Source organism: Natronomonas marina (assembly GCF_024298905.1).
Classification (GTDB): Archaea; Halobacteriota; Halobacteria; order Halobacteriales; family Haloarculaceae; genus Natronomonas; species Natronomonas marina.
The window spans coordinates 3,603,691-3,629,666 of record NZ_CP101154.1 but is presented as its reverse complement, the minus strand read 5'-3'; the positions used below and the strand labels follow the sequence as shown (position 1 = coordinate 3,629,666).

Here is a 25,976-nt window from a genome sequence, read left to right as displayed (position 1 = left end):
CTCAGTACGCCTCCCGGTATCGTTCGGCGATGAGGTCGCTTACGACGTTCATGACGAGGGTGATGAAGAACAGCGTCAGTCCGATGGCGAACATCGCGTCGTACGAGATGGTCCCACCGACGAGGTCACCGCCCGCGATGTTGACCATCGCGACGGTCATCGTCGCCCCCGAGTCCAGAAGCACGTCGGCGGGGTGGACGAACGGGATGCCGAAAGCGGCCTCCCGAACCTCCGGAAGCCGGGGCTGGGACCCGGCTGCGATGACGACGATCATCGTCTCGCCGACGGCCCGCGAGATGGCGAGGATGTACGAGGAGGCGATGCCCGAAATCGAGGCGGGCACGACGATGCCGGTCGAAACCTCGAACTTCGTGGCGCCGAGACCGTAGCCGGCGTTCCTGAGGTCGTCCGGGACCGCGCTCATCGCGTCCTCGCTGATGGAGGAGACCATCGGGATTATCATGATACCCACCATCAGCGACGCCGACAGGAGGTTGAATATGTTCATCTCCGGGAAGAGCGTCGCCTGCAGCAGCGGGGTGACGTACACGAGCGCGAAGTAGCCGTAGACGACCGTCGGGATGCCCGCCAGCACCTCCAGCAGCGGCTTCAGTATCGACCGTACGCGGGAACTCGCGTACTCGCTGAGGTAGATGGCGGTCAGCGTCCCGATGGGGATGGCGACGAACGCCGACGTCACCGTCACGACGAGCGTGCCGTAGACGAGCGGCACGACACCCCACGAGAAGCCGGCGCCTCTCGGATTTGGGCTCCACTCGAGACCGGTCAGGAACTCGAGGACGGCCACCTCCGAGAAGAAGCTGATGGAGTCGGACAGGAGCGTCCCGAATATCGCGATGGTCGTCAGCACCGTAACGAGCGCACAGACTGCGAAGAACCCCCCGTAGCTCCACTCCTTTACGCGCTTGAACCCGACCTCCCGCGTGATGTCCAGTTCGTCTGTATCGCTGCTCACGCGGAGACACCTCGACGGGGAATGACTTCAACGTCCCCATCCTCGGCGGGCGTGCTCTCGGCTGGAACCGGCGATACGGGAGCCATCTCGGATGTCAGCCCTGTGCCTCTTCGATGGCGCTCTCGAGTGTGTCCTGCTGGCTCTGCTGCTGTTCGTCGGTGAGCGGAACGTACCCGACCTGGTCGGCGACGAGCGACTGGCTGGCTGCACGCTCGAGAACGTACCGCGCGAACTCGGCGACGTGCTCCTCGGACAGCGAGGCCATGGCCGGATAGGTGTACAGCGACCGCGAGAGGGGCTGGTATTCGCCGGAGGCCGCGGTGTCGAGGCTCGGCTCGACGGGGCCGTCGCCGTTGTCAATGGCGAGCGCCTTCAGCTGGTCCGGGTTGTTGTAGAAGTACGAGAACCCGAAGTAGCCGATGGCGTACTTGTCGTTGGCGACGCCCTCGGCGATGACGTTGTCCTTCTCCGTCGCCCGGTAGTCGTCGGTGTGGCCCGCATCCGACCCCTGGACGTTCTCGATGAAGTAGTCGTAAGTGCCGGAGGTGTCGGCCGCACCGAACCGTTCTATCTCCTCGTCGGGGAACTCCTCGCGGACCTCGCTCCACGTCTCGACGGCGTCGGCCTTCCATATCTGGGCGAGTTCCTCGACGGTCAGCGAGTCGACGAAGTCCGCCTCGGGGTTGACGACGACGGTCAGCGCGTCCGTCGCGACGGTGAGTTCGGTCCACTCGACGCCGTTCTCCTCACAGAGGTCCTTCTCCGCTTGCTTGATCTGGCGGCTGGCGTTGTTGAAGTCGGCGTTGCCCGGACAGAAGTTGTTCGAGAACCCGCCTCCCGACCCCGTCGGGGTGACGGTGGTGTTGGTCTCGTGCTCCTGGTCGAACTCCTTGGCGATAGCCGCCATCAGCGGGAAGACGGTGCTCGACCCAGTGATGGTGATTTCACCGGAGAGCGAGTCGCCGTTGCCGTTGCCCCCTTCGGTCGTACAGCCGGCCACGGCAATCGCGCCGGCCCCACCTAATGCTTTGAGCGCGTTGCGTCGCGTCAGACCTTCAGCGTGTCCGTCTGCCATCGTCTGTCCGTCGGCCGTGACGGATTAAATACCGTGCTAATATCGATATAGTTCGTACAGTAGATTCATAGATGGGGGTGTTTGGGAACCCTGCACTAAATAGGACTATATAGCCAGTCGGCACGGCGGGTAGCTCCCGGGGACGAGTGACCGGACAGCGGGGCGGCGTGTGATACGTACCCGAACGGTGTACTACGTTCCGGAACAGGGAAGACGATATATGGACACAGAGGTCCTGTGGCACGTATTTTTCGACGGTTCTGTTAGAGGGTTTTTACGACATCCTGCCACAGACGACGGTGATGCCCGACGACAGCAACGAGCGACGCAGGGGGACGACCGCCACACGACGGGCGATACTGGAGGCGGCCGGGGCCGGGTCGGCCGTGGGCGCGATGGCGACGCTGTTCTCGACCGGAGCGGCGGCGACGGACGCCGAACCCGACCCCGCCAGCGGCGACGACGACCTCTTCGCGGTCGAGCGGACCGGCGAGGCGGCCTTCCCGCAGTCTGTCGCAAGCGGCGGTCCGACGCCGGCCGGCGCCATCGTCTGGACGCGCGTCGACGAGGCCGCCTACGAGGCCGGGGCGGACGTCGGCCTGCAGGTCACGCCGGCGCCGGACCGTTCGACGCCCAACGACGCCGCGGACTTCTCGACGGCCGACACCGAGCACTTCCGGGTGCCCGCGGCCGCTCTCTCGCCCGACGACGACTACACGCTGAACGTCGACCTCGACGGCGAACTCGACGCCGACCGCTTCTACTTCTACCGGTTCGTCTACGACGGCGACGCCTCGCCGGTCGGCCGCCTGCGGACGCTCCCGGAACCGGACGCCGACCCCGACCGCCTGACGCTCGCCTGTGTCTCCTGTAACAACTACCTCGACGGCTACTACGGGGCGTTCGGCCACGTCGCCGAGGAGGACGCCGACTACCTCCTCCACCTCGGCGATCTCATCTACGAGTACGCGGGCGGGGGCAACGTCCAGGGCCGGGGAATCCAGCTTCCCTCCGGGAATGGCGTCGCACACACGCTGGCGGACTTCCGGCACCTCCACCAGGTCTACCGGAGCGACGAGTTCTTCGCCGAGGCGCTCTCGCGGCACACGCTCGTGATGACCTGGGACGACCACGAGATCGTCAACAACCGGTGGTGGAACTACGAGGAGAGCTACCCGAACACAGCCTCGCACCCCTACGGCGACGACCCCGAGCGGATGCGACGGCTCTACGTCGAGGGCATCAAGGCGCTCGTCGAGTACCTCCCCTTCCGGGTCGACTACGACCCCGACGCCGACGACCTCCACGACCGGTTCCGGCTGTACCGTCGGTTCCGCTTCGGCCGGTTGGCGGACGTCCTGATGACCGACGAGCGGCTCTACCGGTCGCCGCCGCCCGAGGACGCGTTCGGCCAGCGGGACACCGCGACGCCGCCCTCCCGGAAGGTCGACGACCCCGACCGGACGATGCTCGGAACCGACCAGCGCGAGTGGTTCCTCGACGGCGTGACGAACTCGCCGGCCACCTGGAAGGTGTGGGGCAACTCCGTGCTGAACGCGGCGCTGAAGGCCACGAACCTCGGTGAGGGGGGCAGCTTCTACGTCAACTACGACGCTTGGGACGGCTACGAGTACGAACGACAGCTCGTCATGGGCGAACTCGACCGGGAGGCCCGCTCGCGGGAGGGGGCGCTGAACCTGGTGACGCTGACCGGCGACATGCACGCCTACGTCGCCGGCTACCTGAAGACCGACTACCGGGAACTCGAACAGCAGGCGCCGTTCCCGGGCGCCGAGGCGTCCCGCGTCGGCGTCGAGTTCATGTCGACCAGCGTCTCCAGCGACAACCTGGCGGCCCAGACGCCGACGCCGCCGGAACTCGAGGAGGACGCCGTCGAGGCGGCCGTCGAGTCACAGAACCCCCACGTCGAGTGGTTCAACTGGTCGCGCCACGGCTACACCACGGTCGAGTTCACCGACGACGAGGCCATCTACACCGCCTACGAGGTCGACCGCACGGTCGACTCGGCCGACACGCCGAAGCGACTGCTGCGGAGCTACCGGGTCCCCGAGGGCGAGGTGGAGATACAGGAACTCGTCGGCTCGCCGACCGACGTCACCTCGCTCCTCTCGGGCGCCGCGGACGGTGGCCTCACGGACACCGAGGGCGGCCCGCCGGACGTCCCCGACGCGGACGCGACCCCGACGACGGAGGGGGAGCGACGATGACCGAGCTCGACCGGCGGGACGTCCTGCGCGGCGTCGCGGGGCTGTCGACGGCGCCGTTCTTCGTCGCCTCGGTCGCGGGGCAGGCGGAGACGCCCGACGGACCGTCCGGCGTCCACGTCGCCTGCGGCCGGGACCCGGCCTCGACGCTCCGGGTCGGCTGGACCGGCGCCCCGGCCACGGACGCCCGCGTCGAAATCGGGCGACCGGGCGGGTCGACGACGGTCGTCGACGCCGAGGGCTCGCCGGTGCCGGGCCGGGAGGCCGTCGCCTACACTGCGGCGGTCACCGGCCTCGCGCCCGACACGACCTACGAGTACGAGGCGGTGCTGGACGACCGCCGGGCGGGACCGTTCACCGTCTCGACGGCGCCGGACGACGCCGACGGCTTCACCGTCACGGGCGTCGGCGACCACGGCATCGCCGACCCGGAGAACCCCTTCCAGCGGCCCTCGACGGACGACCCCGAGGAGGTGATGGCGACGGCCGCCTCGCTGGACCCCGACGTCCAGATACTGTCCGGCGACATCTCGTACGCGAACGGCAAGCCCTCGACGTGGGAACTGTACTTCGAGACCTTCGAGTCCGTCTACGCGGAGACGCCCTTCATGACGGTCCCCGGCAACCACGAGGCCGAACCGGGCACCGGCCTCGCCCAGTACGACCGCCGACTCAACGACCTGATGCCCATCGAGGACTCCCTCGGTCTCGATGACTTACAGCACGAACAGCGGTGGTACCACTTCGACTACGACAACACCCGCTTCGTCGGCCTCTCGACGACGACGGACGGCTGTGGCGACGTGAGCCGTGCCGAGGAGTTCGTCCCCATCTACGACCCCACCTGCGAGTTCGGCGGCGTCACCTACGGCGACGTCCAGGAGCGCTACATCCGCCGGGTGCTCGAGGACGCCGTCGCCGACGACGACGTGAAGTGGAAGGTCGTCTACTTCCACGGGCCGTTCTGGACGGACTCGCCGGACCACGCCCCCCGGGACCTGCTGCGGGACCGCTGGGGGACGCTGTTCGACGAGTACGGCGTCGACCTCGTGGTCTGCGGCGACAACCACGTCTGGGAGCGGACGAAACCCATCGCCGCGAAGCCGGGACGGGACGACTACGCGCCCGCCGACGCCTGGGACTGGGAGTCCGACGTCGGGACCACGTTCGTCACGAACGGGACCGGCGGCACCTCCCACTACGGCTTCGGGAACACGACGCCGAGCGAGTTCCTCGCGCGTCGCACGAACCGGCACTTCGGCGTCGAACGGCTCGACGTCGACGACGAGCGCATCCGCGTCGAGTACGTCACCCACGAGACGGACGAAAACGGCGAGCCCATCGTCGCCGACGCCTTCGAGATACGCAAGTCCGACGACCGGACCGAGCGGGGCGCCCGCCGGCCGACGCAGATCGACCGCTACGACGGGCCGGTCTCCGACTCGCTGGTCGTCGAGGGCGCCCGCACCGACGACGGCGCCGTCTTCACCGGGGGGCAGACGAACCGAATCGACCTCTCCTTCGAGTCGAACCGGAGCGTGCGAATCCGCGACCGCATCCCCGCATCGTGGGAGGTCGTCGCCGGCGACGCGACCCGCACCGACGACGGCGCGCCCGGCGACACCCAGTGGGTCTACTTCGAGGGGACGGCCGCCGCGGAGGGGTCGGTCACGTACTTCGTCGAGGTTCCCGAGGGACCGTCGGCGACCGGCCGCTACACCGTCGGGCCGTTCCAGGCGAGTCGGGACGGCGAGGAGTGGCTGGCGGTCCCCGGTACGACGAGCGAGGAGACGGTCGTCGGGTTCTCGACCTGACCGCCCGGCCGGGCGGCCGCCGGAGCCACAACGGATTCAACGACCGGGACCGTACGGCGACGCGTGACGATCAGTGGACAGGCCGGCGACGGCGACGACGGCGACCGACCGGACGGCAACCCACAGCGGGAGTCGGTCGCCTACGACCACGGCGAACTCGTCTCGCTGCTCTCGGAAGCCGACCTCGCGTTCGCGCAGGACCCCCACGAGGCCCACGACGAGTCGGTCTACGAGGTCGAATCCGTCGACGACGGCGAGGTGTTCCCGCAGTCGGTCGCCTCCGGCGGTCCGACCCCCGAGGGCGTCATCCTCTGGACGCGTGTCGACCCCGGAGCGTTCGACCCGGAGGCGCCGCTGGGCGTCGTCGTCGCCCGCGAGGACGACCCCGAGTTCGACGACCCCTGCTACCGGGGCGTCGTCGACGACGCCGAGGCCATCGCCGCCCACGACCACACGGTGAAGGTCGACCTCGACGGCGTTCTCTCGCCGGACGAGCGGTACCACTACCGGTTCGTCCACGACGGGGTCGCCAGTCGAACCGGCCGCTGCCGGACGCTGCCGGACCCGGACGCCGCCGTCGAGTCGCTCCGCCTGGCCGTGATGACCTGCCAGAACTACGCCAACGGCTACTTCGGCGCCCTGGGCCACGTCGCCGAGGAGGACGTCGACTTCCTCGTCCACGTCGGCGACTTCATCTACGAGTCGACCGACGGCGCCTTCACCGGGGTCGGGAGCCCCGACCTGCCGGACCGCGAGTTGGAGTTGCCGGTCGGCGACGGCCGGACCCAGGACCTCGCGGACTACCGCTACCTCCACCGTAGCTACCGCTCGGACCGCCTGCTCCAGCGGGCCCTGGAGAGCCACACCCTCGTTCCGGCGTGGGACGACCACGAGATCGCCAACGACATCTACTGGGACGAGGAGGTCGACGCCCCGCGGGCCGACCACCCCCTCTCCGAGGACCCCGAGGCGATGACGCGGCTGACCGCCGACGCGATGCACGCCTGGTGGGAGTACATGCCGGGCCGCATCAACTACCACCCCGAGGCCGACCGACTCCAGGACCGCTTCGAACTGTGGCGAACGTTCCGGTTCGGCGACCTGGTCGACCTGGTGATGACCGACGAGCGACTCTTCCGGGACCCGCCGAAGGACGTCCCCGGCGGCGTCCCCACCAGGGAGGCGACGGCCCCGAAGTACGAACCCGAGGACCGCTCGATGCTCGGCGACGACCAGCGCGAGTGGTTCCTCGAGGCGGTGACCGACAGCGACGCCACCTGGACCGTCTGGACCGACGAGGTGCTGACGATACCGCTGAAGGTCGGCGCGGGACCGCTGACGCTGTTTCCCGTCCAGGGCGGCTGGGACGGCTACGTCCGCGAGCGACGGCAGGTCATGGAGCATCTCGACGCGAACGACGTCGAGAACTTCGTGACGCTGACCGGCGACGCCCACTGCTACATCGCCGGCTACCAGCAGACGAGGTACGACGACACGCTCCGGGGGTTGCTCCTCGGCACCGCCTTCGAGTCCGACCGCGTCGGCGTCGAGTTCATGACGCCGCCGACCACCTCGCTGAACGTCGCGGAGGCGCTGGGCGTCGACTCGGGGCTCCGCCGCCGACTGACCGAACCGCTCCTGTCGTGGCTCGTCGAGGCGATGAACCCCCACGTCGAACTGTTCGACAGCCACCACTGGGGGTACTCGGTCGTCGAGTTCTCCCGCTCGGAATGTCGATACCTCGGTTACAGCGTCGACAAGACCGAGGACGGCGCCGACGCCGGGAAGGAACTGCTCGTGGCAAAGCGGGTCCCCGAGGGCCGCGTCGAGATACAGGACGTCACCGAGGCGGCCCGCCGGACCGAGGGCGGTCCGAACGGCTGACGGGGGCGACGCCGGGGGCGCCGACGCTCAGCCGTAGCGGACGCCGAACTCCCGTTCCAGCACGTCCAGCCACTCGTCGGGGGCAACCGGACGCTCCGTTTCCTCGCCGTCGACCACCTCTACGAGCGAGTCGGTCGTCAGCCGCCTGTGGCCGCGCTCGGTGCCGACGTTGACCGACGGCTCGCCGGTGAACGGCGACTCCGGGGCCGCAGTCAGGTACTCACAGGTCGCCGTGAAGTGGTCGAGGTCGCGCGGCGCCGTCGTGAAGAGGTAGCGGTCGGACCAGCCGTCGTCGGTTGCGGCGCTCTCACTGGTCGCGTCGCTCGGCTCCCGCGCCTGGGCGACGTAATCGGCGTCGGGGCGGTCGCTCCCGACGGTTCGCCACTCGACGCCGACCGCGTCGGGAGCGGCGCGGCCGCCGATGGGCACCGGCTCCCGGACCTTCGGCACTCCCAGGCCGACGTCGACCAGGTACGGCTCGTCGAGTGTCACGCGGAGCGCGTGGTGGTTGGCCGGCGGCCGCGGGTCGCCGTCGTCGCCGAGGACGGCCGCCGCGAGACGGTCGACCTCGAACCCCAGTTCGTCGAGCAGCCAGCCGAACAGCCCGTTCAGTTCGTAGCAGAAGCCGCCGCGCTCGCGTTCGACCAGTTTCTCGTAGAGCGCCGGCACCGACAGCGTCACGCCCTCGCCGTCGGCCGCCGCGTGCGGTGGCCCGGTGATGGACAGCGTCTCGAAGGGGACCGTCGTGACGTGGGCCGACTGCAGGCGGGCCAGCGTCTCGCGGGTCGGCGGCCACGCCGCCTCGGGGTCGAGACCGAGGCGGGCGAGGTAGCGGTCGGGGTCCATTCACGTCGAGAGTGGACCGAGAGCCACTAAAGCGCTCGCTGAACGGCGTTTTTGTAGCCGAGCCGACCGGTCGGGGTCGCGTCCGGGAGGTCCTTTAGCGTCCCGCTCGAACGGGGGGCATGGCAGTCGACTCCCTCCCCGAAATCGGGCTCGGCACCTACGAGAACACGGACCCCGAAACGTGTGCCGAAAGCGTCGAGACGGCCCTGAACGCCGGTTACCGCCACGTCGACACCGCCGAGGGATACGACAACGAGCGGGCGGTCGGCAGGGGCATACGACGGGCCGACGTCGACCGCGAGGACGTGTTCCTGGCGACGAAGGTCAGCCCCGACAATCTCGCACGCGACGATCTCGTCGAGCACGCCCGCGCGAGCGCCGACCGCCTCGGCGTCGAGACGCTGGACCTGCTGTACGTCCACTGGCCCATCGGCGCCTACGATTCCGAGGGGACGCTCGCCGCGCTGGACGAACTGTACGAGGCGGGCCTGACGCGGCACGTCGGCCTCTCGAACTTCCTGCCGGAGCAACTGGACGAGGCGCTCGACCGGCTTTCGGCGCCGCTTTTCGCCCACCAGGTCGAGTGTCACCCGCTCTTCCAGCAGGAGGAACTCCGGGCGCACGCCCGCGAGGGCGGCTACCACCTCGTCGCCTACACGCCGCTGGCGAAGGGCGAGGTGACGGCGGTGCCCGAACTCGTCGAAATCGCGGAGAAGCACGACGCGACGGCCGCACAGGTCGCGCTCGCGTGGCTGCTGGGCAAGGAGTCGGTCAGCGCCATCCCCAAATCAGCGACGCCGGCCCACATCCGCGAGAACTACGGCGCGCTCGACCTGACGCTGGACGACGCGGACGTGGCGAAGATAGATGGCATCGACCGCGAGGAGCGCTACGTCGACTTCGAGGCGGCGCCCTGGAACTGACCCGCGGGGGTCAGAAGTAGCGGTCGCCGATGTGATCGGCGATGCGGAGCGCGTTGGCCTGCCCGGAGTTGGTCGGGTTCGGGCCGCCGACGCCGTTGGCGAGCGCCGAGTGGTCGGCGACGAACAGGCGGTCGACGTTCTTGGCCTCGCCGGCGAAGTCGAGCACCTTGCCGATGCGCATCGACGACTGCATGTGGAGCAGAAGCGGCGGCCACTCCGAACGGTGGACGTGGGATGCGCCGGCGTTGCGGTGGATGTTCGCCGCGATGCGGGCGAGTTCGTCGCGCCGCTCGTCGTCGTCGGGGTGGGGCTCCCAGCGGACCTTCGGTACCGGGCCGTGCTCGTCGGAGAAGGTGTCGTCGAGCGAGACGCCGTTCTCCTGTCGCGGTCGGTCGTCGGTCAACACGAGGATGGCCTTCGTGTTTCGGTAGTCCGCCATCCGCTGCTTCAGTTCCTTGCCGACGACGTAGCCGCGGGTGTCCCACGGCTCGTCGGGGTCGACGGGCGTGTCGAAGGAGTAGCCGGCCTCGGTGAAGAGGTAGTCCGCGAAGGAGACCAGGCCGGGCGACATGCCGATGTCCTCCAGACCGCCGACGCCGGGCTTGTCGAACCGGACGGCGGAGTTCTGGCCGACGTAGGGGTCCATGTGCTCCCGTTCGGGGTTGATGTCGGCGACCGTCTCGTCGTCGTAGACGCCGACGACCCAGTCGAACCAGTGGGTCGTCAGGCCCTTGCCGACCCAGCCGTCGTCCGGCAGGCCGCTGTTGAGCCACAACCGCGGCGTCTCGATGCAGCCACCCGCCAGCACGACGGTGTCGGCCTCGACGGTCTGGGTGGCGCCGGACCACGTATCCCGTATCTCGACGCCCGTCGCCTCGAGGTTGCCGGCCCCTTCCGCGGTGTGGACGTCGGTGACGTAGGTGTTCGGCCGGATGGCGACGTTGCCCACGTCGGGGTTGTCGTTGGTGTCCAGCGCGCGTGGGACGTAGCCGATGTTGCTGGATTTCCGGGCCTTCTCCCGGACGGGCGCGTCGACGGGCGTCGAGGAGCCCTGGAAGTGGTCGCCGACGAGGGTGTCGCCGCGGAAGCCGTCGTCGTAGCTGAACGACCCCTCGTAGTCCGAGTCCAGCGGTTCGCCGGTCGCGGTCTCCTTGCCGGGCACCTCGACGGCGTTGGGCTGGGGGCGCCAGCCGGTCTCGGTGACGTTGAGACCGTCCAAAAGCGGGTACTCGCCGCTCATCTCCTCGCTGGCGCCCTCGATGAACACCTCCTCGCGGGCCGTCATCGGCGCCTGCTGGGTCGAGGTCAGTTCCTCGTTGAGCCGGTAGTACGGCACCATGTCGGCGTAGCTGACCTCGTCGGGCCAGTGCGGCTGGTCGTTGAACGCCGTCGGGTAGCCTCGCGGGTGGTTCGAGAAGTAGTGGATCGACGTGCCACCGACACAGGAGACCTGCCAGATGAACGCGTTCTGGTGGAGGTTCCGGAACCACGGCGCGCGAGCGCTGTTGGAGGGACCGACCCGGAGGTAGCCGTAGGTCGGGTCGTTGGCCTCGGCCTCGCGGTGGGTGAACTGCTCGTCGAGCAGTTTCCCGTCGAGGTCGTCGGGGTCGGTGCTGACCGTCCCGCCGGAGTCGACGTGCGGTTCGGGCCACTCCTCGTTGCCGAAGAAGGGGCCGGCCTCCAGAAGCAGCACGTCGACGCCGTGGTCCCGTGCGAGTTTCCAGGCGGCGACCGGGCCGTCCGCGCCGGCACCGACGACGACGACGTCCGGGTCCTTCATTCCGCCTCACCTCCCGGTACCCCCTCGGCATCGTCCGCGGCCTCGTCGGGTAACTCGCCGTCGACCGGCCCCGGCGTCTCGCCGGTCTCCCAGTCGTCGTCGAATCCGCCGTCGACGGCGTGGCGCCAGTCGGCGGCGTAGCCGTCCGCCGGGCCGGGATAGTCGGTCTGGGTCCGGCTCTGGACCGCGCCGGGGTCGACCTGCATCTCGCGCTCGCTCGGGGTGGCAGTCTTCGTGTCGCCGAGTCCCGACCACTCGGTGTAGTAGCCGAACCCGTGCAGGCCGTTGACGGCCATGACGACGAACTTCAGGATGCCGACGGCGGGCAGCATCGGCGAGAGGATGCCGTCGAGACGGTCGATGACGCCCCCGTCGACGATCTTCCACAGACAGCGCAGGCGGTCCTCCCGGGAGAGTCGCACGAAGGTCCCGCCGCCGGCGAACTCGGGGTTCGGCGACGGCGTGTCCTCGTTTTCGCCCCGCAGGAGGAACTCCGCGGCGACGATGTCGAAGACGAACGGGAAGACGTTCGCGTAGGGGTAGTTCTGGATCACCCGCTGGGTTACCTCGTTGCCCGCCTCCACGAGGAGGTCGAACTCCGCGATTCCCTCGGCATCTTCGGGGATCGGCGCGTCAGCGAAGTCGATTGCCAGTCGGTCGGCCGCCCCGAAGTCCAGCAGTTCGCCGAACTCGTCGACGTCCTCCACCGCGAGGAGGTCGGTCAGCTCGCCGACCGCGTCGAGCCCCGCGAGGTCGGCCAGCGCGCCGAGCTCCGATCCCGACGAGATCGTATCGAGGTCGAGCTGGAACAGTTCGGGCGCCATCAGGCCGTCGACCAGCTCGAGTACGGGATCGACAACGGGCACGTCCTCGCCTCCCTCGTCTCCCGGGGTCAGGCCGCCCAGGGTGTCCTCCAGCGGATTCCCGTCGCCGAGACCGCCGAGCGGACCACCACCCACCCGTGCGGTCTCGATCGGCGTCTGTAGCGTCTCCAGTCGGACCTCCTGGAAGTGGTTGAAGTCCCAGATGAGGAACTTCTCGAGTTCGACGTCGAGTCCACCGGGTACGTGTTCCTCGCCGAGTTCCTCGCCGAGTTCGGGCGTCCGGGGAACGATGGCGTCGACTATCGCTCGGTACGTGTCCCGCGTGTGCGGGTCGGCCGGGACGTCTTGGCCCAGTATCTCCTGGGCCTCCGCGACGCCGGCGCCGGACATCGAGACGGCGGCCAGGCCGCCGACGCCCTTCATTACGCCCCGTCGCGTCATCGAGGTGTCGCTGTGTTCTGTCATGGTAGTGGCTGGCAACCGCTACTCGGTACAGCGAGTCCCTACGGTTAACCTTACTGTGAGAAATATTCGGTCCTTTATGCCAAAATATATAATTTATTATATTATCTCCACTCGAATCACCCCGAATATCGCTCGAACGTTAGATGGACTATTTCAGGCCTTCTGGATTATTATTCCTCGTTTTAGCTATCGGATGCAAATCATACGATGACCCAAATTCGACCATATTCTCGCTATATTATAATATCTCAGACAGGTATTATAATTTGTATTATCCATACTTCTATATCTTCTCCCGGCGGCGTGTGTCCGGCAATGCCGGACGAACTAAGGCGTTCGGGATCGAACCAGGGGTGATGACGGGGTATCCGGTCGGTTCGGTCAAGGTGTCTCACGACGTCGTCGAGACGCTGGTCGAGCGGGGTTCGGCCGGCGTGACGGAGGTAGCGAGGGCGCTCGACGTCCCGAAGAGCACCGCCTACGACCACCTCCGGACGCTGGAGCAGGTGGGGTACGTCGTCAACGACGACGGGCAGTATCGGCTCGGTACGAAGTTCCTCCACCTCGGCGAGACCGCACGGGACCGCCACGAACTGTTCGTCAACGGGCGCCGGGAGGCCCACGCCCTCCACGAGGAGGTCGACGGCAAGTACGTCCAGTTGGTCACCGAGGAGAACGACCGCTGTGCCGTGTTGCTGGCGACCGGGTGGCGGGAGGGCGACCGCCCCGCACGGGCGCCGGGACCGTACCCGACCCGGTTTCGACTGCACACGAACGCGCCCGGGAAGGCCATCCTGGCCCACCGGGACGACGAGGCGATCGAGCGGTTCGTTTCGGCGTCCGGACTCCCGACCAGGACGGCCAACACCGTACGCGACGAGGCGGAACTGCGGACGGAACTGGAGGCCGTCCGCGAGAACGGCTACGCCGTCGACGAGGGCGAACTCATCTCGGGGATGACCGGCGTCGCCGCCCCCGTCGTCGCCGAGGGACGGGTCCGCGGCGCCGTCGCGGTGTACGCACCCAGCGGCGAGTTCGACGACGACCCCGGCGGCTCCGGGCTGGCCGAGACGGTCCAGCAGTCCGCTCGGGCAATCGAGGCGAAGTTCATCTTCACGCCGGAGTGACCGCTGTTTGGTATTACCGGACAGAAACCGCTCCGTTCCCCGTCGGTGGTGGCGACCGCCGCCGCGGACGAAACGGGCAGAAAAAGTACACGTCACCCTTCAAATACGTACCTCGCACGCGGGGCAGTACCGACTTCTACCGGGACGACGAACGGGGGAGTGGTGAACTTCGCCAACCACGTCGACGCCGCCGCGCGGAACGCGCCGACGGCGACGGCGGTCGCCGACCGGACTCGTTCGCGGTCCTTCGAGGAACTGGCGACCGACGCCGACCGCGTCGCCGCCGGTCTGCGGAGCCGCGACGTCGGCGTCGACGATTGCGTCGCCATCCGGGTGCCGAACGGCGTCCCCTTCGTGGCCACGTATCTCGGCGCGATGAAACGCGGCGCCGTTCCGCTGCCGGTCAACACCCGGCTCACCGACGAGCAGGTGGGCTACGTCATCCGGGACAGCGGCGCGGCGGTCGTCGTGACCGACGGCGGGGGCGACACCGGGGAGACGGCGACGCCAACGGTCGCCTACGCCGACCTCCTCGCGGAGGGTGACTCGACCCGCCGCGTCGAACCGAGACGCGACGGGGAACTGGCCGAACTGCTGTACACCAGCGGGACGACGGGCGCCCCCAAGGGCGTCTACCATACCCACGGCAACCTCGCGGCCAACGCCCGCGCGCTCGTACACTACAAGGAGTGGACCCGCGACGACGTCGCGCTGACGGCGTGTCAGTGCTTCCACGTCACCGGACTGAACGTCACGACGACCCCGTTTTTGCTCCTCGGCGCCGAGAACCACCTCCTCCCGGAGTGGGACGTCGAGGCCGCACTGTCGGCGATCGAACGCCACGACGTCACCTACACCTTCCTGATCCCGACGATGCTTCTGGACCTCCTGGAGGACGGCGATCCCGACGCCTACGACGTGTCCAGCCTCGAGACGATCGGCGTCGGCGGGTCGCCGATGCCCGAGCGCCGCATCCGGGAGGTCGAGGCGACGTTCGGCTGCCGACTGCTGGAGGGCTACGGGATGACCGAGACGACGCCGCTTGCGGCGTTCAACCGCCCGACTCCCGGCGGAAGCAAGCCCGGAAGCGTCGGCCGGCCGGCGAGGGAGGTCGTCGAGGTCCGCATCGAGGACCCCGCGACCGGCGACCCCGTCGACCGCGGCGAGCGCGGCGAGTTCCTCTGGCGCGGCGACACGGTCGCCCCCAGGTACAACACGCCGCGAATAACCAATCAGCAGTTCGTCGAGCGGGACGGCCAGCGGTGGCTGAAATCCGGCGACATCGGCTGGATGGACGAGGCGGGCTTCCTCTTCGTCGTCGACCGCCTCGAGAACATGTTCACGACCGGCTGTGGCGACATCTACCCCCGCGAGATAGAGGGCGTCATCCACGAGATCGACGCCGTCGAGCAGGTCGCCATCGTCGACACCCGCGACGAGGTGCGGGGCGCGACGGTGACGGCCGTCGTCAAGACGCGTGGCGAGGCGTCGGTGTCGGCCGCCGACGTCCGTCGGCGCTGTGAGGGACGCTTGGAGAGCCACGAGGTACCGGACCGCGTCGAGTTCGTCGACTCGTTCCCGCGGACGGCGACGGGAAAGCTCGACCGGGTCAGGCTCCGGGACCGCTTCGGCTGATAGTGGTTACTGCGAATAGTTTCAGCGACGGTGTCGAAAGACGCCGACGTAGCGTCCCCCGTCACTGATACGGACCATCGCGGTGGGAGAGACTCGCAGTAATCACTATGAGGGCTACTCGTCGCCAGCACTCGCTCCGTCCCGGACGAACGTCACGGGACAGCCGGCGTTCATCAGCACCCGGTGGGCGGTGCTGCCGAACACCGCCTTGCCGGTCGGCGAGCGCCGGCGACCGCCGATGAGGAGGCGGTCGGCGCCGACGGCCTCGGCGCCCCGGAGGATACCCTCGGGTTCGTCGCCGACCTCGCCGCGGACGCGGTGCTCGACGCCCGCCGCCTCGAGCAGCGCGGCGATGGCGTCGACCGCCTGGAGCCGCGAGGCGAGCGTGTGGGCCGGCGGCGGGTCCTCGGGGTCGTAGCCCGCCTCCCGGACGCCCTCCTCGTAGGCCGACTCGGTGAATACGTGCAGGAGGACGACGACGGCCTCGGCGCCCCCAGCGACCTCGATGGCGGCCGTCGCGAGGCTCTCGGCCCGCTTTTCGTCGTCCGGTCCGACCGCGACGGCGACCGTCCGGATCGTCATACGAACCGTATCGATGCGCGGCGACAAAACTCGGGCGGTTTCGGGGGAGGAAGCGAGGACTCTTTTGACCGTGGGGCCGCACGTCCGACCCGATGAGCGATTCGTCACCCGAGTCCGACGACGAGACGGTCCGGGAGGCCGTCGAGCGGTCCCGCAGCGGCGCGCCCGCCGCCGGCGCCGTGGTCCGGGACCGCTTCGAGACCGACGAGGTGTTCCAGCGCATCGTCGCGGCGGCCGACGAGGAGATGGGAACCGGCACCCGGGAGCTGTTCTTCAGCGCGCTCGCGGCCGGCTTCTCCATCACCATCACCTTCCTCGCGTACGCGTCGATGACGGCGAAGTACCCCGACGATCCCCTCCTGGGCGCCGTCCTCTACCCGCTCGGGTTCATCTACATCATCCTCGGCGGCTACCAGCTCTACACCGAGAACACGCTGCCGCCCGTCGCGCTCGTGCTCGAACGGCTGGCGAGCTTTCCCGCCCTGCTTTGGACCTGGCTCGTCGTCCTCCTGGGCAACTTCGCCGGCGGCGCCCTCGGCGCGCTCGCGCTGGCCTACACCGGCGTCCTCGACCCGGCGGCCGCCGACGCCGCCGTCGCGCTCTCCGAGAAGGGTCTCGCCACGCCGGCGCTGGACCTCTTCGTCAAGGGTGCCTTCGCCGGCCTCGTCGTCGCGGGCGTCGTCTGGCTCGACTACTCCGTCCGGGACAGCGTCTCCCGGTTCCTGCTCGTCTACGTCGCCTTCCTCGTCATCCCGCTCGGGAACCTCTTTCACGTCGTCGTCTCTTTCACGGAACTGATGTACCTCGTCTACCTCGGCGAGGCGGCCTTTCTTCCGGGGATGGCCGGCTTCGTCCTGCCGGTCTTGCTCGGCAACACCGCCGGCGGCATCCTGCTCGTCACCGTGGTGAACTACTTCCAGACGACCGAACGGCGGGTCGAATCCGCCCGCGAGGGCGGCCTCGAGCGCCAGCTCTCGCTGGGGGAGTGGCTCGGCGGCAGCAGCGTCGGCCGGACCTACGTCCCCGCCGACCGGGACCGGCGACGAAACGACGACTGACCGTGGTCCTCGCGGGCGCCCGTCAGCGTCCGGGCCACTCGACGGCCTCGGCGACTGCCTCTTCGAGCAGCCCCTCCGCGACCAGCGCGTCGACGGACGCGATGTCCCCGTCCAGCCGCCGGTCCGACTCCAGCGGCGCGACGACTCCCCGGACGGCGTCGTGGACGGCCGCCGACCCCGTCCCCAGCGCCAGGTCGTCGTCGAGGTACTCGGCGGCCTCGGCGGCCGCAAGCAGTTCGACCGCGACGACCGACCGGGCGGCCTCGAGGACGCGCCGGGCGTCCAGCGCCGCCGTGGCGCTCATGCTGACGTGGTCCTCCTGGCCGCCGCTGACGGGCGTGTTGTCGGTGACGGCGCGGCCGACCGCCCGGCACTCGTTGAGCCGGGCGGCGGCGACGTACTGGGCTATCATCAGCCCGGACTCGACGCCGGTGTCGTCGGCCAGGAACGGCGGCAGGTGCGGCTCCTGTAAATTCGGGTTCAGGATCCGGTCGACGCGGCGCTCGGCGACCGCCGCCAACTCGGTCAGCGCGCCGACGAGGTAGTCCAGGCGGAGCGCCAGCGGTTCGCCGTGGAAGTTCCCCCCGCTGATGACGCCGGCGCGGTCGGTGCCGGACGCGCGGTCGTCGACCGCCGACCGCGGGAAGACGAGCGGATTGTCGGTCGCGCTGTTCAACTCGACGGCGACGGCCTCCCGGAGGTGAGCGACGGCGTCCCGAACGGCGCCGTGGACCTGCGGGAGACACCGGACGGAGTAGGCGTCCTGCACCCGGTCGCAGTTGCGGTGCGAATCGACCACCTCCGAGTCGCCGGCCAGCGCCCGGACGGTCGCCGCGCTCGTCGCCTGCCCGCGGTGGGGTCGCAACTCGTGGATGGCCGGGTCGCAGGCCGCCGTCGTCCCCATCGTCACCTCCGTGGTGAGCGCGCCGGCGGCGTCGGCGGCCCGGCAGAGCCGCTCGGCGTCGTGGACCGCCAGCGCCGCCGCCCCCAGCGTCACCTGCGTACCGTTGATGAGCGCCAGCCCCTCCTTTTCGCGCAACTCGAGGGGGTCGAGGCCGGCCGAATCGAGGGCCGCCGCGCCGTCGACTCGCTCGCGCTCGCCGTCGCGGTCGACGTCGGCCTCGCCCTCGCCGAGGAGCACGAGCGCCAGATGCGCCAGCGGCGCGAGGTCGCCGCTGGCGCCGAGGCTCCCCCGCGCCGGGACGACGGGGTGGACGCCCTCGTTCAGCAGCGCGACCAGGCCGTCGACGACGACCTCCCGGACGCCGGAGTAGCCCTTCAGGAGGGCGTTGATCCGCGTGACGGTCGTCGCCCGGACGAGTTCGCGGGGCAACTCGTCGCCGCCGCCCGCGGCGTGGCTCCGAAGCAGGTTCGTCTGCAGTTCCCGCACCCGCTCGGCGGGAATCTTCGTGTCGACCAGTTCGCCGAAGCCGGTGTTGAGCCCGTAGACGGGGTCACCGGCCGCGGTCACGTCCTCGACGCGCTCGCGGGCCGCCCGGACCCGCTCGCGGGCCGCCTCGCTCACGGCGACGGTCGCGTCCTCGCGGGCGACGGCGACCGTCTCGGCGACCGTCAGCGATTCGCCGTCGAGGGTGACGGTCACGCGTCGGCCTCCCGTTCGGCCTCGGGGCCGACGACGGGCCGGCCGCCCTTCAGCACCGTCCGGACGACGTTATCGCCGTAGCGGTACGGGACGTGGACGTGGGTCGGCGCGTCCAGCACCAGCAGGTCCCCCGGCGCGCCGACCGCGAGGGTCCCCGCCTTCGGGTCCAGCGGCGGGCCGTCGGGGAACGCCGAGGCCCGGTCCGCCCCGAGCGCGAGGGCGCCGCCGCGGGTGCAGGCCCGGACGGCCTCGGCGGGCGACAGCCCCATCTCGACGCAGGCGAGCGTCGCGGCGAAGCCCATCCGCGGCGCGTAACAGTTCGGGTTGAAGTCGGTGGCGACCGCCAGCGGCGCGCCGGCGTCCCGGAACGCCCGCGCGTCGGCGTAGTCGCCGCCGAGACCGAAGGCCGTCCCCGGCAACATCACCGGGACGACGCCAGCATCCCGGAGCGCCTCGATGTCCTCGCCGTTCGCGTGGAGGAGGTGGTCGGCGCTGACGGCACCGACCTCCGCGCCGAGTTGGGCCCCGCCGAGCCTGACGAACTCCTCGGCGTGAACCTTCGGCGCGAGGCCGTGCTCGCGGCCCGCCTCCAGCACCCGGCGCGACTCCTCGACCGAGAAGACCCCCTCCTCGCAGAAGACGTCACAGAATGCGGCGACGCCCTGCTCGGCGACGGCGGGCACCTGCTCGTCGACGACCTCCTCGACGTACTCGGCCGTCTCGCGGCCCTCGGGCACCGCGTGGGCACCCATGAACGTCGGCACGATGTCGACGGGGTGGGCCTCGTCGGCCCGCTCGACGACCGACAGCAGGCGGAGTTCGGTCTCGACGTCGAGTCCGTAGCCGGACTTCACCTCGACGGTCGTCGACCCGCCGGCGAGCATCGCGTCGAGGTGGCCGAGCAGGCGCTCCAGCAGCGCCTCGTCGTCGGCGGCCCGAGTCGCCCGGACGGTCCGAAGGATGCCGCCGCCCTCCGCGAGGATGTCCTGGTAGGTGGCGCCGCGGAGTTTCGCGGCGAACTCGTCGGAGCGGTCGCCGGCGAAGACGGCGTGGGTGTGGCTATCGACGAACCCCGGCAGGACGGCCCGGCCCGCGGCGTCGATGGCAGTGTCGGCCGCCTCGGGCGGGTAGCGGTCGGTCACCGCGCCGGTCGGCCCGACGGCGGCCACCTCGCCGTCGACGATGGCGACGGCGGCGTCCTCGCGGACGTCGAGCACCTCGTCGGGGTCCGGCGGCGAGCCGTCGGTCGCCGGGGCCGGTCCCTCGCCGGCGGGGCCGACAACGAGTTCGCCGGCGCCGTACACCACCGCGTCGGGCGCCGCGTCAGTCATCCTCGCCTCCCGCGTAGCCCGCGAGGAAGTGCGCGACGGTCCGGGCCGCCGCCGCGACGGTGCGGTCGCCCTCGTCCAGCGGCGGCGCACACTCGACGACCTCGAAGCCGGCCACGCGGTCGTCGTCGGCCACCGTCCGGACGAGTTCGAACAGTTCCCGGGTCGTCAGGCCGCCCGGCGTCGGCGCGCTCACGCCGGGGGCGGCCGCCGCGTCCAGCACGTCGCAGTCGACGCTGACGAACAGGTGCTCGACGTCGGCGACGGCCGCCATCGCGCGCTCGAGGGCGGCCCCGGGGTCGTCGCCGACGGCCTCGGCGGTGACGACCCCGCCGCCCCGCTCGTCGAGGTACTCCGCGTAGGCCGTCGAGGTCTCGTGGTGGCGGGCGCCGACGCAGGCGTAGGCGTCCAGTCCCTCCTCGAACAGTTGCCGGTAGGGCGTCCCGCTGGTGGGCGTCTCGCGGACCTCCCGGACGTCGAGGTGGGCGTCGAAGTTGACGACGCCGACCCGGCCGCGGTCGACCAGCGGGCCGGCGTTGGCGACGGTTAGCGAGTTGTCGCCACCGAGGAATACGGGCAGGGCGTCCGTGTCGTGGATGTCGGCGGTCACCTCCCGGACCTGTCGCTGGATGGCTCGAGTGTCGATGGAGGAGACGTCGACGTCGCCGAGGTCGCCGACCTCGAGGTCGTCGGCGAGCGGGCCGGCGTCGAAACTGTGGGTCTTGACGCCCGTGAGGGCGTTGCGGATGCCGTTCGGACCCTTGGCGGCGCCGCGGCGGCCGATGACGGCGGCGTCGAACGGCTCACCGGCGAGGACGACGTCGGCGTCGAGGCCGGTCTCGAGGTTCGGGACGGTCACCCGCTCGACGACGTCGCCGAACGTCTCGTCGTTGGGGTCGCTCGCGGTCGAGTCCCACGGCCGGGACGGCGAGAACCGGGTCATTCCTCCCCGTCCATCGGGACGTGGACGCCCGAGGCCCGCGCCTCCTCGAGGGCTTCCTCGTAGCCGGCGTCGGCGTGCCGGATGACGCCCATCCCGGGGTCGGTCGTGAACACCCGGCTGGCGGCCGCCTCGGCCCGATCGGTCCCGTCGAGGACGACGTGGTTGTTGGTGTGCAGCGAGTTGCCGATGCCGACGCCGCCGCCGTCGTGGACGCTGACGATGTCGGCGCCGGCCGCGCAGTTGACCAGCGCGTTCAGGATGGGCCAGTCGGCGACCGCGTCGGTGCCGTCCCGCATCGCCTCCGTCTCGCGGTTGGGGCTCGCGACGCTGCCGGCGTCGAGGTGGTCCCGGGTGACGACGATGGGCGCCGATATCTCGCCCTCGCGGACGAGGTCGTTGATGCGCAGCGCGAAGCGGGCGCGCTCCGTCATCCCGTCGTCGTCCGTTCGATACCCGAGCCAGCAGACCCGCGAGGGCAGTCCCTGGAACTGCACCTGCTCCTGGGCGAGGTCTATCCACCGCTGGAGGCCCTCCTTCTCGGGGAACAGTTCGCGGATGACCTCGTCGGTGCGGTGGATGTCGGCGGGGTCGCCCGACAGCGCGAGCCAGCGGAACGGGCCCTTCCCCTCGCAGAACTGCGGGCGGATGTAGGCGGGGACGAACCCCGGGAAGTCGAACGCCGTCTCGTGATTGCGGTGGTCTTGGACCTGCCCGCGGATGTTGTTGCCGTACTCGAAGGCGACGGCGCCCCGCGCCTGGAGTTCGAGGATGGCGTCGACGTGACGCTCCATCGTGTCGAGGCTCTCGGCGCGGTAGGTCTCGGGGTCGGACTCCCGGAGCGCGTCGGCCTCCTCGACGGTGTAGCCCGACGGGTAGTAGCCCTCGAGTTCGTCGTGGGCGCTGGTCTGGTCGGTGACGACGTCGGGGACGAAGCCCCTGTCGAGCATCGCCTCCAGCATGTCGGCGGCGTTGGTGTGGACGCCGACGCTGTAGGGTTCACCGGCCTCGGCCGCTCGCTCGGCCCGCTCGATGGCGACGCCGAGGTCGTCGGTCTTCTCCTGGCAGTAGCCGGTCTCGATGCGGCGGTCGATGCGGGCCTCGTCGACCTCGGCGGCGATGCAGACGCCGCGGTTCATCGTCACGGCCAGTGGCTGTGCGCCGCCCATCCCGCCCAGACCGCCCGTGACGACGACCCGCCCCTCCAGGTCGGATTCGCCGTACTCCTGGCGGGCCAGCGCCGCGAGCGTCTCGAAGGTGCCCTGGATGATGCCCTGCGTGCCGATGTAGGCCCACGAGCCGGCGGTCATCTGGCCGTACATGATTTTCCCCTCGGCCTCCAGTTCGTGGAAGTGCTCCCAGTTGTCCCAGCTGCCGACGAGGTTGGAGTTGGCGATGAGCACCTGCGGGGCGTCCTCGCCGGTCTCGAAGCGCCCGACGGGCTTGCCGGACTGGACGAGCAGCGTCTCGGCGGCGTCCAGCGACCGCAACTCCTCGAGGATGGCGTCGTAGGCGTCCCACGACCGGGCCGCCCGGCCCGTGCCGCCGTAGACGACGAGGTCCTCCGGCCGCTCGGCCACCTCGGGGTCGAGGTTGTTGTTCAGGAGGCGCAGCGCCGCCTCCGCCCGCCAGTTGTCGCACTCGCGGTCGGTCCCCGTCGGCGCCCCCTGGTAGTCGCGCCACTGGTCGCTGGGTTCGCCGCGGTCACCACCCGACTCTCCGGTGGCGTGCTTTGCCATACCGTAGTTCTTCGGGACCGCCGTTGAAAGGCGTGTCCCCGGTCACTCGGCGAAGACGCCGACCAGGTCCCGCTGGCGCTCGAGGACGCCGTCCTCGAGGTCGACGACGAGGTCCCGTTCGTCGGTGTCGAGCTCGGCCCGGATGCCGCCGTCCGGGCGGGCGACCAGCGACCGACCGGCGTAGTCGGTGACGCGGGCGCCCTCGACGTCGCGGCGCCCGGTCCGCCCGGTCCCGACGGTCCAGCGGACGCCGTCCAGCGCGCGCGCCCGCAGCAGGAGCCGCCAGTTGTCGCTGTGGGTCGCCGGCCAGGCGCCGACGACCAGGAGTGCGTCGACACGCTTGTCGGCAAGCGTTGCGCTCTCGGCGACGAAGTTCAGGTCGTAGCAGGTCAACAGGCCGGTCCGGCCGAGCGGCGTCTCCAGCGTGACGAGCGACTCGCCCGGTTCCAGCAGTTCGCGCTCGCCGGCCCAGAGGTGCCGCTTGCGGTAGACGGTCGTCGGGCCGTCGGCCCGGAGGTACGCCGCCGCGTTGTACAGCGCGTCGTCGCGCTCGACGTAGCCGACCAGCAGGTCGATGCCGGCCTCGCCGGCGACCTCGCGCAGGCGGTCGAGTTCGGGACCGTCCCGTTCGAGCGCCGTCTCGGCGATGCGGTCGTCCGGTACGAAGCCCGTCAGCGCCTGTTCCGGGAAGCAGGCCACGTCGACGCGGTCGGGGAGGGCCTCGACGCGGGCGACGACTGTCTCGAGGTTCGACTCGACGTCGAGGTCGTCGACGGCCGTCTGGCAGGCCGCAACGGTCGGGGACATGGCCGCCGCTACGGCGCCCGCGACAAAAGACCACCCGACGGTTCACGGCCGTCGTGGGGGGCCGCTCGCGGCCCCGCCGGCCTCACCGGACCGCAGTCAGGAGGAACGTCTCCCGTCTGGATTCTGCACGCCGGACGGAGAAGCCGGCCGCGTCGACGGCGGCGCCGGTCGTCCAGGCGTCGAACCGCTCGGCTAGCGGCGGGCCGTCCTCGCCCTCGCCGGCGGCAGTCCAGTCGACGACGACCAGTCGCCCGCCCGGGCGGACGACGCGGGCGAGTTCGTCGAGTGCGTCGTCGGGGAGTTCGTGGTACGTCATCGTCGAGACGGCGACGTCGGCGGCGCCGGCGGCGAGCGGCAGTCGGTCCGCGTCGGCCGAAAGGAGCGAGACAGGGTCGGGAACTCCCTTCTCGCGGTAGTAGGCGGCCATCGCCGGCTGGACGTCGACGGCGTAGACCTCGCTTGCGACCCCCGCCAGCACGTCCGTGTAGAAGCCGGTGCCGCTGCCGATGTCGACGACGGTGTCGTCGCCCGCCAGCGCCGCGGCGCCGAGCAGTTCCTCCGCCGAACAGTACCGGAACCGCGAGCGGTCCTCCAGCGCGTCGGCCCGCCCGGCGTCGAAGGTGTGAAATCCCATCGCGTCGGATTTCGTGCGGGAACGGCATCGTCGTTCCGGTGGCGGCGCCTCCGGCCGCGGTGGGGTCCCGCGGGTCGGGTTTTAACTTACCCGAGCGTCAGACACCACGTATGAGTACCGAAACGGGCGCGCCGGAGACCGACGCCGACGACGAGGCGACCGACCGGGACCGGAGAGTGTTCCGCCGGCTCGGCGTCATGACGATCGTGTGGGTTCTCCTGCTCGTCGCGGCGGGGCTGCTGCTTCTCTTCTACGGTCCCGCCCTGTCCGATCTCGTGGTATAGGGCGCGACACCGACGCCCTGCCCGTTTCACCCCGAGACGACGACGCGGTCGTCGCGCTCCACGACGGAGAGGTCGTGGCCGAACGCCCCGAGGACGGCCCCGTTCGCCTCGACGTGGGGGGTCACCTCGGGAACCGTCACCTCGCCGCCGGCCAGCGCGAGCGGGATCTGAAGCTGGTCGGCGAGGTGTTCGTCGACGGCCGCCGACCCGTCGTGGAACCGATCGAACGCCGTTACGGCCTCGCTTGCGACCTCCTCCGAGGGCTTGCCCGCCTCGCCGAGCGCGGTGAATCCGGCGCGACTCCCCTCGTAGACGGCGACGAGGACGAGCACCGACCCGGCACAGTCGGCGTCCGCGTAGGTGACCCGCGTGCCCACGGGGGCGGCGTCGACGCCCTCGGCGGCCGCGGCCGCCTGGCGCTCGGCCACCTCCGCGTCGGCGAGCCGTTCGTCGGCGACCGAGTAGACCTCGACTCGCCGGAGGTCGCCCCGCTCGACGAGCGAGAGGGGCGACGGCGACGACGGCCGGAGCGTCAGCGTCGCCTCCCCGCCGCCGACGGGGTAGAAGCCCCGCGAGGCGACCGACAGGTCGGCGTCCAGGCCGACGCCGCCGAGCAGCGGCAGTTTCACGCGCCGGAGGTAGTCGACCGGCGGTGCCCACTCGACGTCGGTGCCGCCGGTCGCCGTCACCGTTGCCGGTTCCGACAGCGCGGCCGCGAGCGGGAGGACCGTGTCGAACACCAGCGCGACGCTGCCGGCGGTGCCGACGTCGACGGCCACCTCGTCGGCCCGCACCGCGCCGGGCCGGAAGACGAGCGTCCCGGCGCCGCGCTCGGCGCCCTCGACGGTCGCCGAGCAGAGCCCGGCGGCGGCCTCGACGGCCGCGACGTGCTGTGGTTTCATGCCGGGTTCGGGGCGGTTCCCGCGGACGTTCTCGATCCGGACGGCATCGCCGGACAGCGCCGACAACGTCACCGCCGTCCGGACGACCTGCCCGCCGCCGTCGCCCCCGTCGATGTCGAGCATCGAACTCGAATGGACGGCGGCGCCTAACAAGGCTTGCGACGCGAGGGGCGGTCCCGCGCCTGCCCCCGGTCCCAGCCGCTGGGACGCGGGTCGCTCTTTTATGTCCGTTCGGCGCGTACCGTGAGGTATGAGCCAACTGTTCGACCGACGACTCGCCGACGACCCGCCCGTGCAACCGGAACGCGTGATGCCGGCCGTGGCGCTGCTGGTGGCCGCCATCGCCCTCGGTCTCGTCGTCGTCGGACTGGCGACCCTGTGGCCGGTCTTCGCCGGTGCGGTCCCCGCGACGGCCTCGGCGCTGGCCGTCAGTACCGTCCTGTTCGGCGGCCTGCTGCTCGTCGTCACGGTCGCGGTGCGGCGCGCCACGCCGAAGACGGCGCGATAGCGCTACCGAACGACGGC

Annotated in this window: 21 protein-coding genes and 1 pseudogene; 9 read left to right on the top strand and 13 right to left on the bottom strand. The window is 70.3% G+C overall.

From position 1 onward, the window contains the following. Position 1: 1 nt before the first annotated feature. Both pstC and NLF94_RS18920 read right to left on the bottom strand, forming a co-directional pair. Positions 2–976, bottom strand: coding sequence for a phosphate ABC transporter permease subunit PstC (gene pstC, locus NLF94_RS18925; RefSeq protein ID WP_254839197.1), 975 nt, complete (start codon positions 974–976; stop codon positions 2–4). A gap of 94 nt (positions 977–1,070) precedes the next feature. Further along, positions 1,071–2,051: a PstS family phosphate ABC transporter substrate-binding protein gene (locus tag NLF94_RS18920; RefSeq protein ID WP_254839196.1), complete on the bottom strand. Its 981-nt coding sequence runs from the start codon at positions 2,049–2,051 to the stop codon at positions 1,071–1,073. Between the two features lie 302 nt (positions 2,052–2,353). Here NLF94_RS18920 and NLF94_RS18915 point away from each other — a divergent pair, with 302 nt between their 5' ends. The 3 genes from NLF94_RS18915 to NLF94_RS18905 all read left to right on the top strand — a co-directional run bounded on the left by NLF94_RS18915 (position 2,354) and on the right by NLF94_RS18905 (position 7,974). Further along, positions 2,354–4,279, top strand: a complete 1,926-nt coding sequence (locus NLF94_RS18915) for an alkaline phosphatase D family protein (protein ID WP_254839195.1) — start codon at positions 2,354–2,356, stop codon at positions 4,277–4,279. Beyond that, positions 4,276–6,090 carry a metallophosphoesterase gene (locus NLF94_RS18910; protein WP_254839194.1) on the top strand — a complete coding sequence of 605 codons (1,815 nt, stop codon included), beginning with the start codon at positions 4,276–4,278 and terminating at the stop codon, positions 6,088–6,090. Before NLF94_RS18915 ends, NLF94_RS18910 begins: the two co-directional genes overlap by 4 nt. 63 nt (positions 6,091–6,153) lie before the next feature. Further along, positions 6,154–7,974, top strand: a complete 1,821-nt coding sequence (locus tag NLF94_RS18905) for an alkaline phosphatase D family protein (RefSeq protein WP_254839193.1) — start codon at positions 6,154–6,156, stop codon at positions 7,972–7,974. Between the two features lie 27 nt (positions 7,975–8,001). Here NLF94_RS18905 and NLF94_RS18900 read toward each other — a convergent pair whose 3' ends face one another. Beyond that, entirely contained in the window at positions 8,002–8,820 is an 819-nt protein-coding gene (locus NLF94_RS18900) for an arylamine N-acetyltransferase family protein (protein ID WP_254839192.1), read from the bottom strand. Positions 8,821–8,939: 119 nt separating this feature from the next. On the opposite strand from NLF94_RS18900, the gene NLF94_RS18895 reads away from it, so the two are divergent. Then, a complete protein-coding gene (locus NLF94_RS18895) occupies positions 8,940–9,743 on the top strand; it encodes an aldo/keto reductase (RefSeq protein WP_254839191.1) in 804 nt (267 codons plus the stop codon). Between the two features lie 10 nt (positions 9,744–9,753). On the opposite strand, the gene NLF94_RS18890 is transcribed toward NLF94_RS18895, so the two are convergent. Then, positions 9,754–11,523 carry a GMC family oxidoreductase N-terminal domain-containing protein gene (locus NLF94_RS18890; protein ID WP_254839190.1) on the bottom strand — a complete coding sequence of 590 codons (1,770 nt, stop codon included), beginning with the start codon at positions 11,521–11,523 and terminating at the stop codon, positions 9,754–9,756. Beyond that, a complete protein-coding gene (locus NLF94_RS18885; protein WP_254839189.1) occupies positions 11,520–12,812 on the bottom strand; it encodes a hypothetical protein in 1,293 nt (430 codons plus the stop codon). Before NLF94_RS18885 ends, NLF94_RS18890 begins: the two co-directional genes overlap by 4 nt. A 356-nt stretch (positions 12,813–13,168) precedes the next feature. Between NLF94_RS18885 and NLF94_RS18880 the strand changes: the two genes are divergently transcribed. Then, entirely contained in the window at positions 13,169–13,939 is a 771-nt protein-coding gene (locus NLF94_RS18880) for an IclR family transcriptional regulator (protein ID WP_254839188.1), read from the top strand. A 162-nt stretch (positions 13,940–14,101) separates the two neighbouring features. Continuing rightward, positions 14,102–15,574 carry a class I adenylate-forming enzyme family protein gene (locus NLF94_RS18875; RefSeq protein ID WP_254839187.1) on the top strand — a complete coding sequence of 491 codons (1,473 nt, stop codon included), beginning with the start codon at positions 14,102–14,104 and terminating at the stop codon, positions 15,572–15,574. 114 nt (positions 15,575–15,688) lie between these two features. Here the strand turns inward: NLF94_RS18875 and NLF94_RS18870 are convergent, their stop codons facing one another. Then, complete coding sequence (locus tag NLF94_RS18870; protein WP_254839186.1) at positions 15,689–16,156, bottom strand: universal stress protein; 468 nt, start codon at positions 16,154–16,156, stop codon at positions 15,689–15,691. 92 nt (positions 16,157–16,248) lie between these two features. Here NLF94_RS18870 and NLF94_RS18865 point away from each other — a divergent pair. Then, positions 16,249–17,211 (top strand): annotated as a pseudogene (locus NLF94_RS18865) (formate/nitrite transporter family protein); the annotation flags it as partial. Between the two features lie 25 nt (positions 17,212–17,236). Here the strand turns inward: NLF94_RS18865 and hutH are convergent. The 6 genes from hutH to NLF94_RS18835 all read right to left on the bottom strand — a co-directional run bounded on the left by hutH (position 17,237) and on the right by NLF94_RS18835 (position 24,265). Beyond that, complete coding sequence (hutH, locus tag NLF94_RS18860; protein WP_254839184.1) at positions 17,237–18,817, bottom strand: histidine ammonia-lyase; 1,581 nt, start codon at positions 18,815–18,817, stop codon at positions 17,237–17,239. After that, positions 18,814–20,148: an imidazolonepropionase gene (hutI, locus tag NLF94_RS18855; RefSeq protein WP_254839183.1), complete on the bottom strand. Its 1,335-nt coding sequence runs from the start codon at positions 20,146–20,148 to the stop codon at positions 18,814–18,816. The genes hutH and hutI overlap by 4 nt, the downstream gene beginning before the upstream one ends. Then, positions 20,141–21,088: a formimidoylglutamase gene (hutG, locus tag NLF94_RS18850; protein WP_254839182.1), complete on the bottom strand. Its 948-nt coding sequence runs from the start codon at positions 21,086–21,088 to the stop codon at positions 20,141–20,143. Before hutG ends, hutI begins: the two co-directional genes overlap by 8 nt. After that, the gene (gene hutU / locus NLF94_RS18845; RefSeq protein WP_254839181.1) at positions 21,085–22,824 is read right to left on the bottom strand and encodes a urocanate hydratase; all 1,740 of its coding nucleotides are present in this window, start codon (positions 22,822–22,824) and stop codon (positions 21,085–21,087) included. Before hutU ends, hutG begins: the two co-directional genes overlap by 4 nt. Positions 22,825–22,866: 42 nt before the next feature. Continuing rightward, the gene (locus NLF94_RS18840; RefSeq protein WP_254839180.1) at positions 22,867–23,631 is read right to left on the bottom strand and encodes a carbon-nitrogen hydrolase family protein; all 765 of its coding nucleotides are present in this window, start codon (positions 23,629–23,631) and stop codon (positions 22,867–22,869) included. Positions 23,632–23,713: 82 nt separating this feature from the next. Further along, entirely contained in the window at positions 23,714–24,265 is a 552-nt protein-coding gene (locus NLF94_RS18835; protein WP_254839179.1) for a class I SAM-dependent methyltransferase, read from the bottom strand. A 110-nt stretch (positions 24,266–24,375) separates the two neighbouring features. Between NLF94_RS18835 and NLF94_RS18830 the strand changes: the two genes are divergently transcribed. Then, complete coding sequence (locus NLF94_RS18830; protein WP_254839178.1) at positions 24,376–24,549, top strand: hypothetical protein; 174 nt, start codon at positions 24,376–24,378, stop codon at positions 24,547–24,549. A gap of 26 nt (positions 24,550–24,575) precedes the next feature. On the opposite strand, the gene rtcA is transcribed toward NLF94_RS18830, so the two are convergent. Next, entirely contained in the window at positions 24,576–25,574 is a 999-nt protein-coding gene (gene rtcA / locus NLF94_RS18825; RefSeq protein ID WP_254839177.1) for an RNA 3'-terminal phosphate cyclase, read from the bottom strand. A gap of 127 nt (positions 25,575–25,701) precedes the next feature. Between rtcA and NLF94_RS18820 the strand changes: the two genes are divergently transcribed. After that, on the top strand, positions 25,702–25,959 hold the full coding sequence (locus NLF94_RS18820; protein WP_254839176.1) for a hypothetical protein: 258 nt from the start codon (positions 25,702–25,704) through the stop codon (positions 25,957–25,959). Positions 25,960–25,976 lie beyond the last annotated feature (17 nt).

What these genes read in the sequence shown, in the direction of transcription:
- NLF94_RS18840 (WP_254839180.1), bottom strand. Translation starts at nt 23,631, where the DNA reads ATGTCCCCGACCGTTGCGGCCTGCCAGACGGCCGTCGACGACCTCGAC.
- NLF94_RS18885 (WP_254839189.1), bottom strand. Translation starts at nt 12,812, where the DNA reads ATGACAGAACACAGCGACACCTCGATGACGCGACGGGGCGTAATGAAG.
- NLF94_RS18920 (WP_254839196.1), bottom strand. Translation starts at nt 2,051, where the DNA reads ATGGCAGACGGACACGCTGAAGGTCTGACGCGACGCAACGCGCTCAAA.
- NLF94_RS18900 (WP_254839192.1), bottom strand. Translation starts at nt 8,820, where the DNA reads ATGGACCCCGACCGCTACCTCGCCCGCCTCGGTCTCGACCCCGAGGCG.
- NLF94_RS18870 (WP_254839186.1), bottom strand. Translation starts at nt 16,156, where the DNA reads ATGACGATCCGGACGGTCGCCGTCGCGGTCGGACCGGACGACGAAAAG.
- NLF94_RS18820 (WP_254839176.1), top strand. Translation starts at nt 25,702, where the DNA reads ATGAGCCAACTGTTCGACCGACGACTCGCCGACGACCCGCCCGTGCAA.
- NLF94_RS18835 (WP_254839179.1), bottom strand. Translation starts at nt 24,265, where the DNA reads ATGGGATTTCACACCTTCGACGCCGGGCGGGCCGACGCGCTGGAGGAC.
- hutG (WP_254839182.1), bottom strand. Translation starts at nt 21,088, where the DNA reads ATGACCCGGTTCTCGCCGTCCCGGCCGTGGGACTCGACCGCGAGCGAC.
- NLF94_RS18915 (WP_254839195.1), top strand. Translation starts at nt 2,354, where the DNA reads ATGCCCGACGACAGCAACGAGCGACGCAGGGGGACGACCGCCACACGA.
- rtcA (WP_254839177.1), bottom strand. Translation starts at nt 25,574, where the DNA reads ATGCTCGACATCGACGGGGGCGACGGCGGCGGGCAGGTCGTCCGGACG.
- NLF94_RS18880 (WP_254839188.1), top strand. Translation starts at nt 13,169, where the DNA reads ATGACGGGGTATCCGGTCGGTTCGGTCAAGGTGTCTCACGACGTCGTC.
- NLF94_RS18910 (WP_254839194.1), top strand. Translation starts at nt 4,276, where the DNA reads ATGACCGAGCTCGACCGGCGGGACGTCCTGCGCGGCGTCGCGGGGCTG.
- NLF94_RS18830 (WP_254839178.1), top strand. Translation starts at nt 24,376, where the DNA reads ATGAGTACCGAAACGGGCGCGCCGGAGACCGACGCCGACGACGAGGCG.
- hutI (WP_254839183.1), bottom strand. Translation starts at nt 20,148, where the DNA reads ATGACTGACGCGGCGCCCGACGCGGTGGTGTACGGCGCCGGCGAACTC.
- NLF94_RS18890 (WP_254839190.1), bottom strand. Translation starts at nt 11,523, where the DNA reads ATGAAGGACCCGGACGTCGTCGTCGTCGGTGCCGGCGCGGACGGCCCG.
- hutU (WP_254839181.1), bottom strand. Translation starts at nt 22,824, where the DNA reads ATGGCAAAGCACGCCACCGGAGAGTCGGGTGGTGACCGCGGCGAACCC.
- NLF94_RS18895 (WP_254839191.1), top strand. Translation starts at nt 8,940, where the DNA reads ATGGCAGTCGACTCCCTCCCCGAAATCGGGCTCGGCACCTACGAGAAC.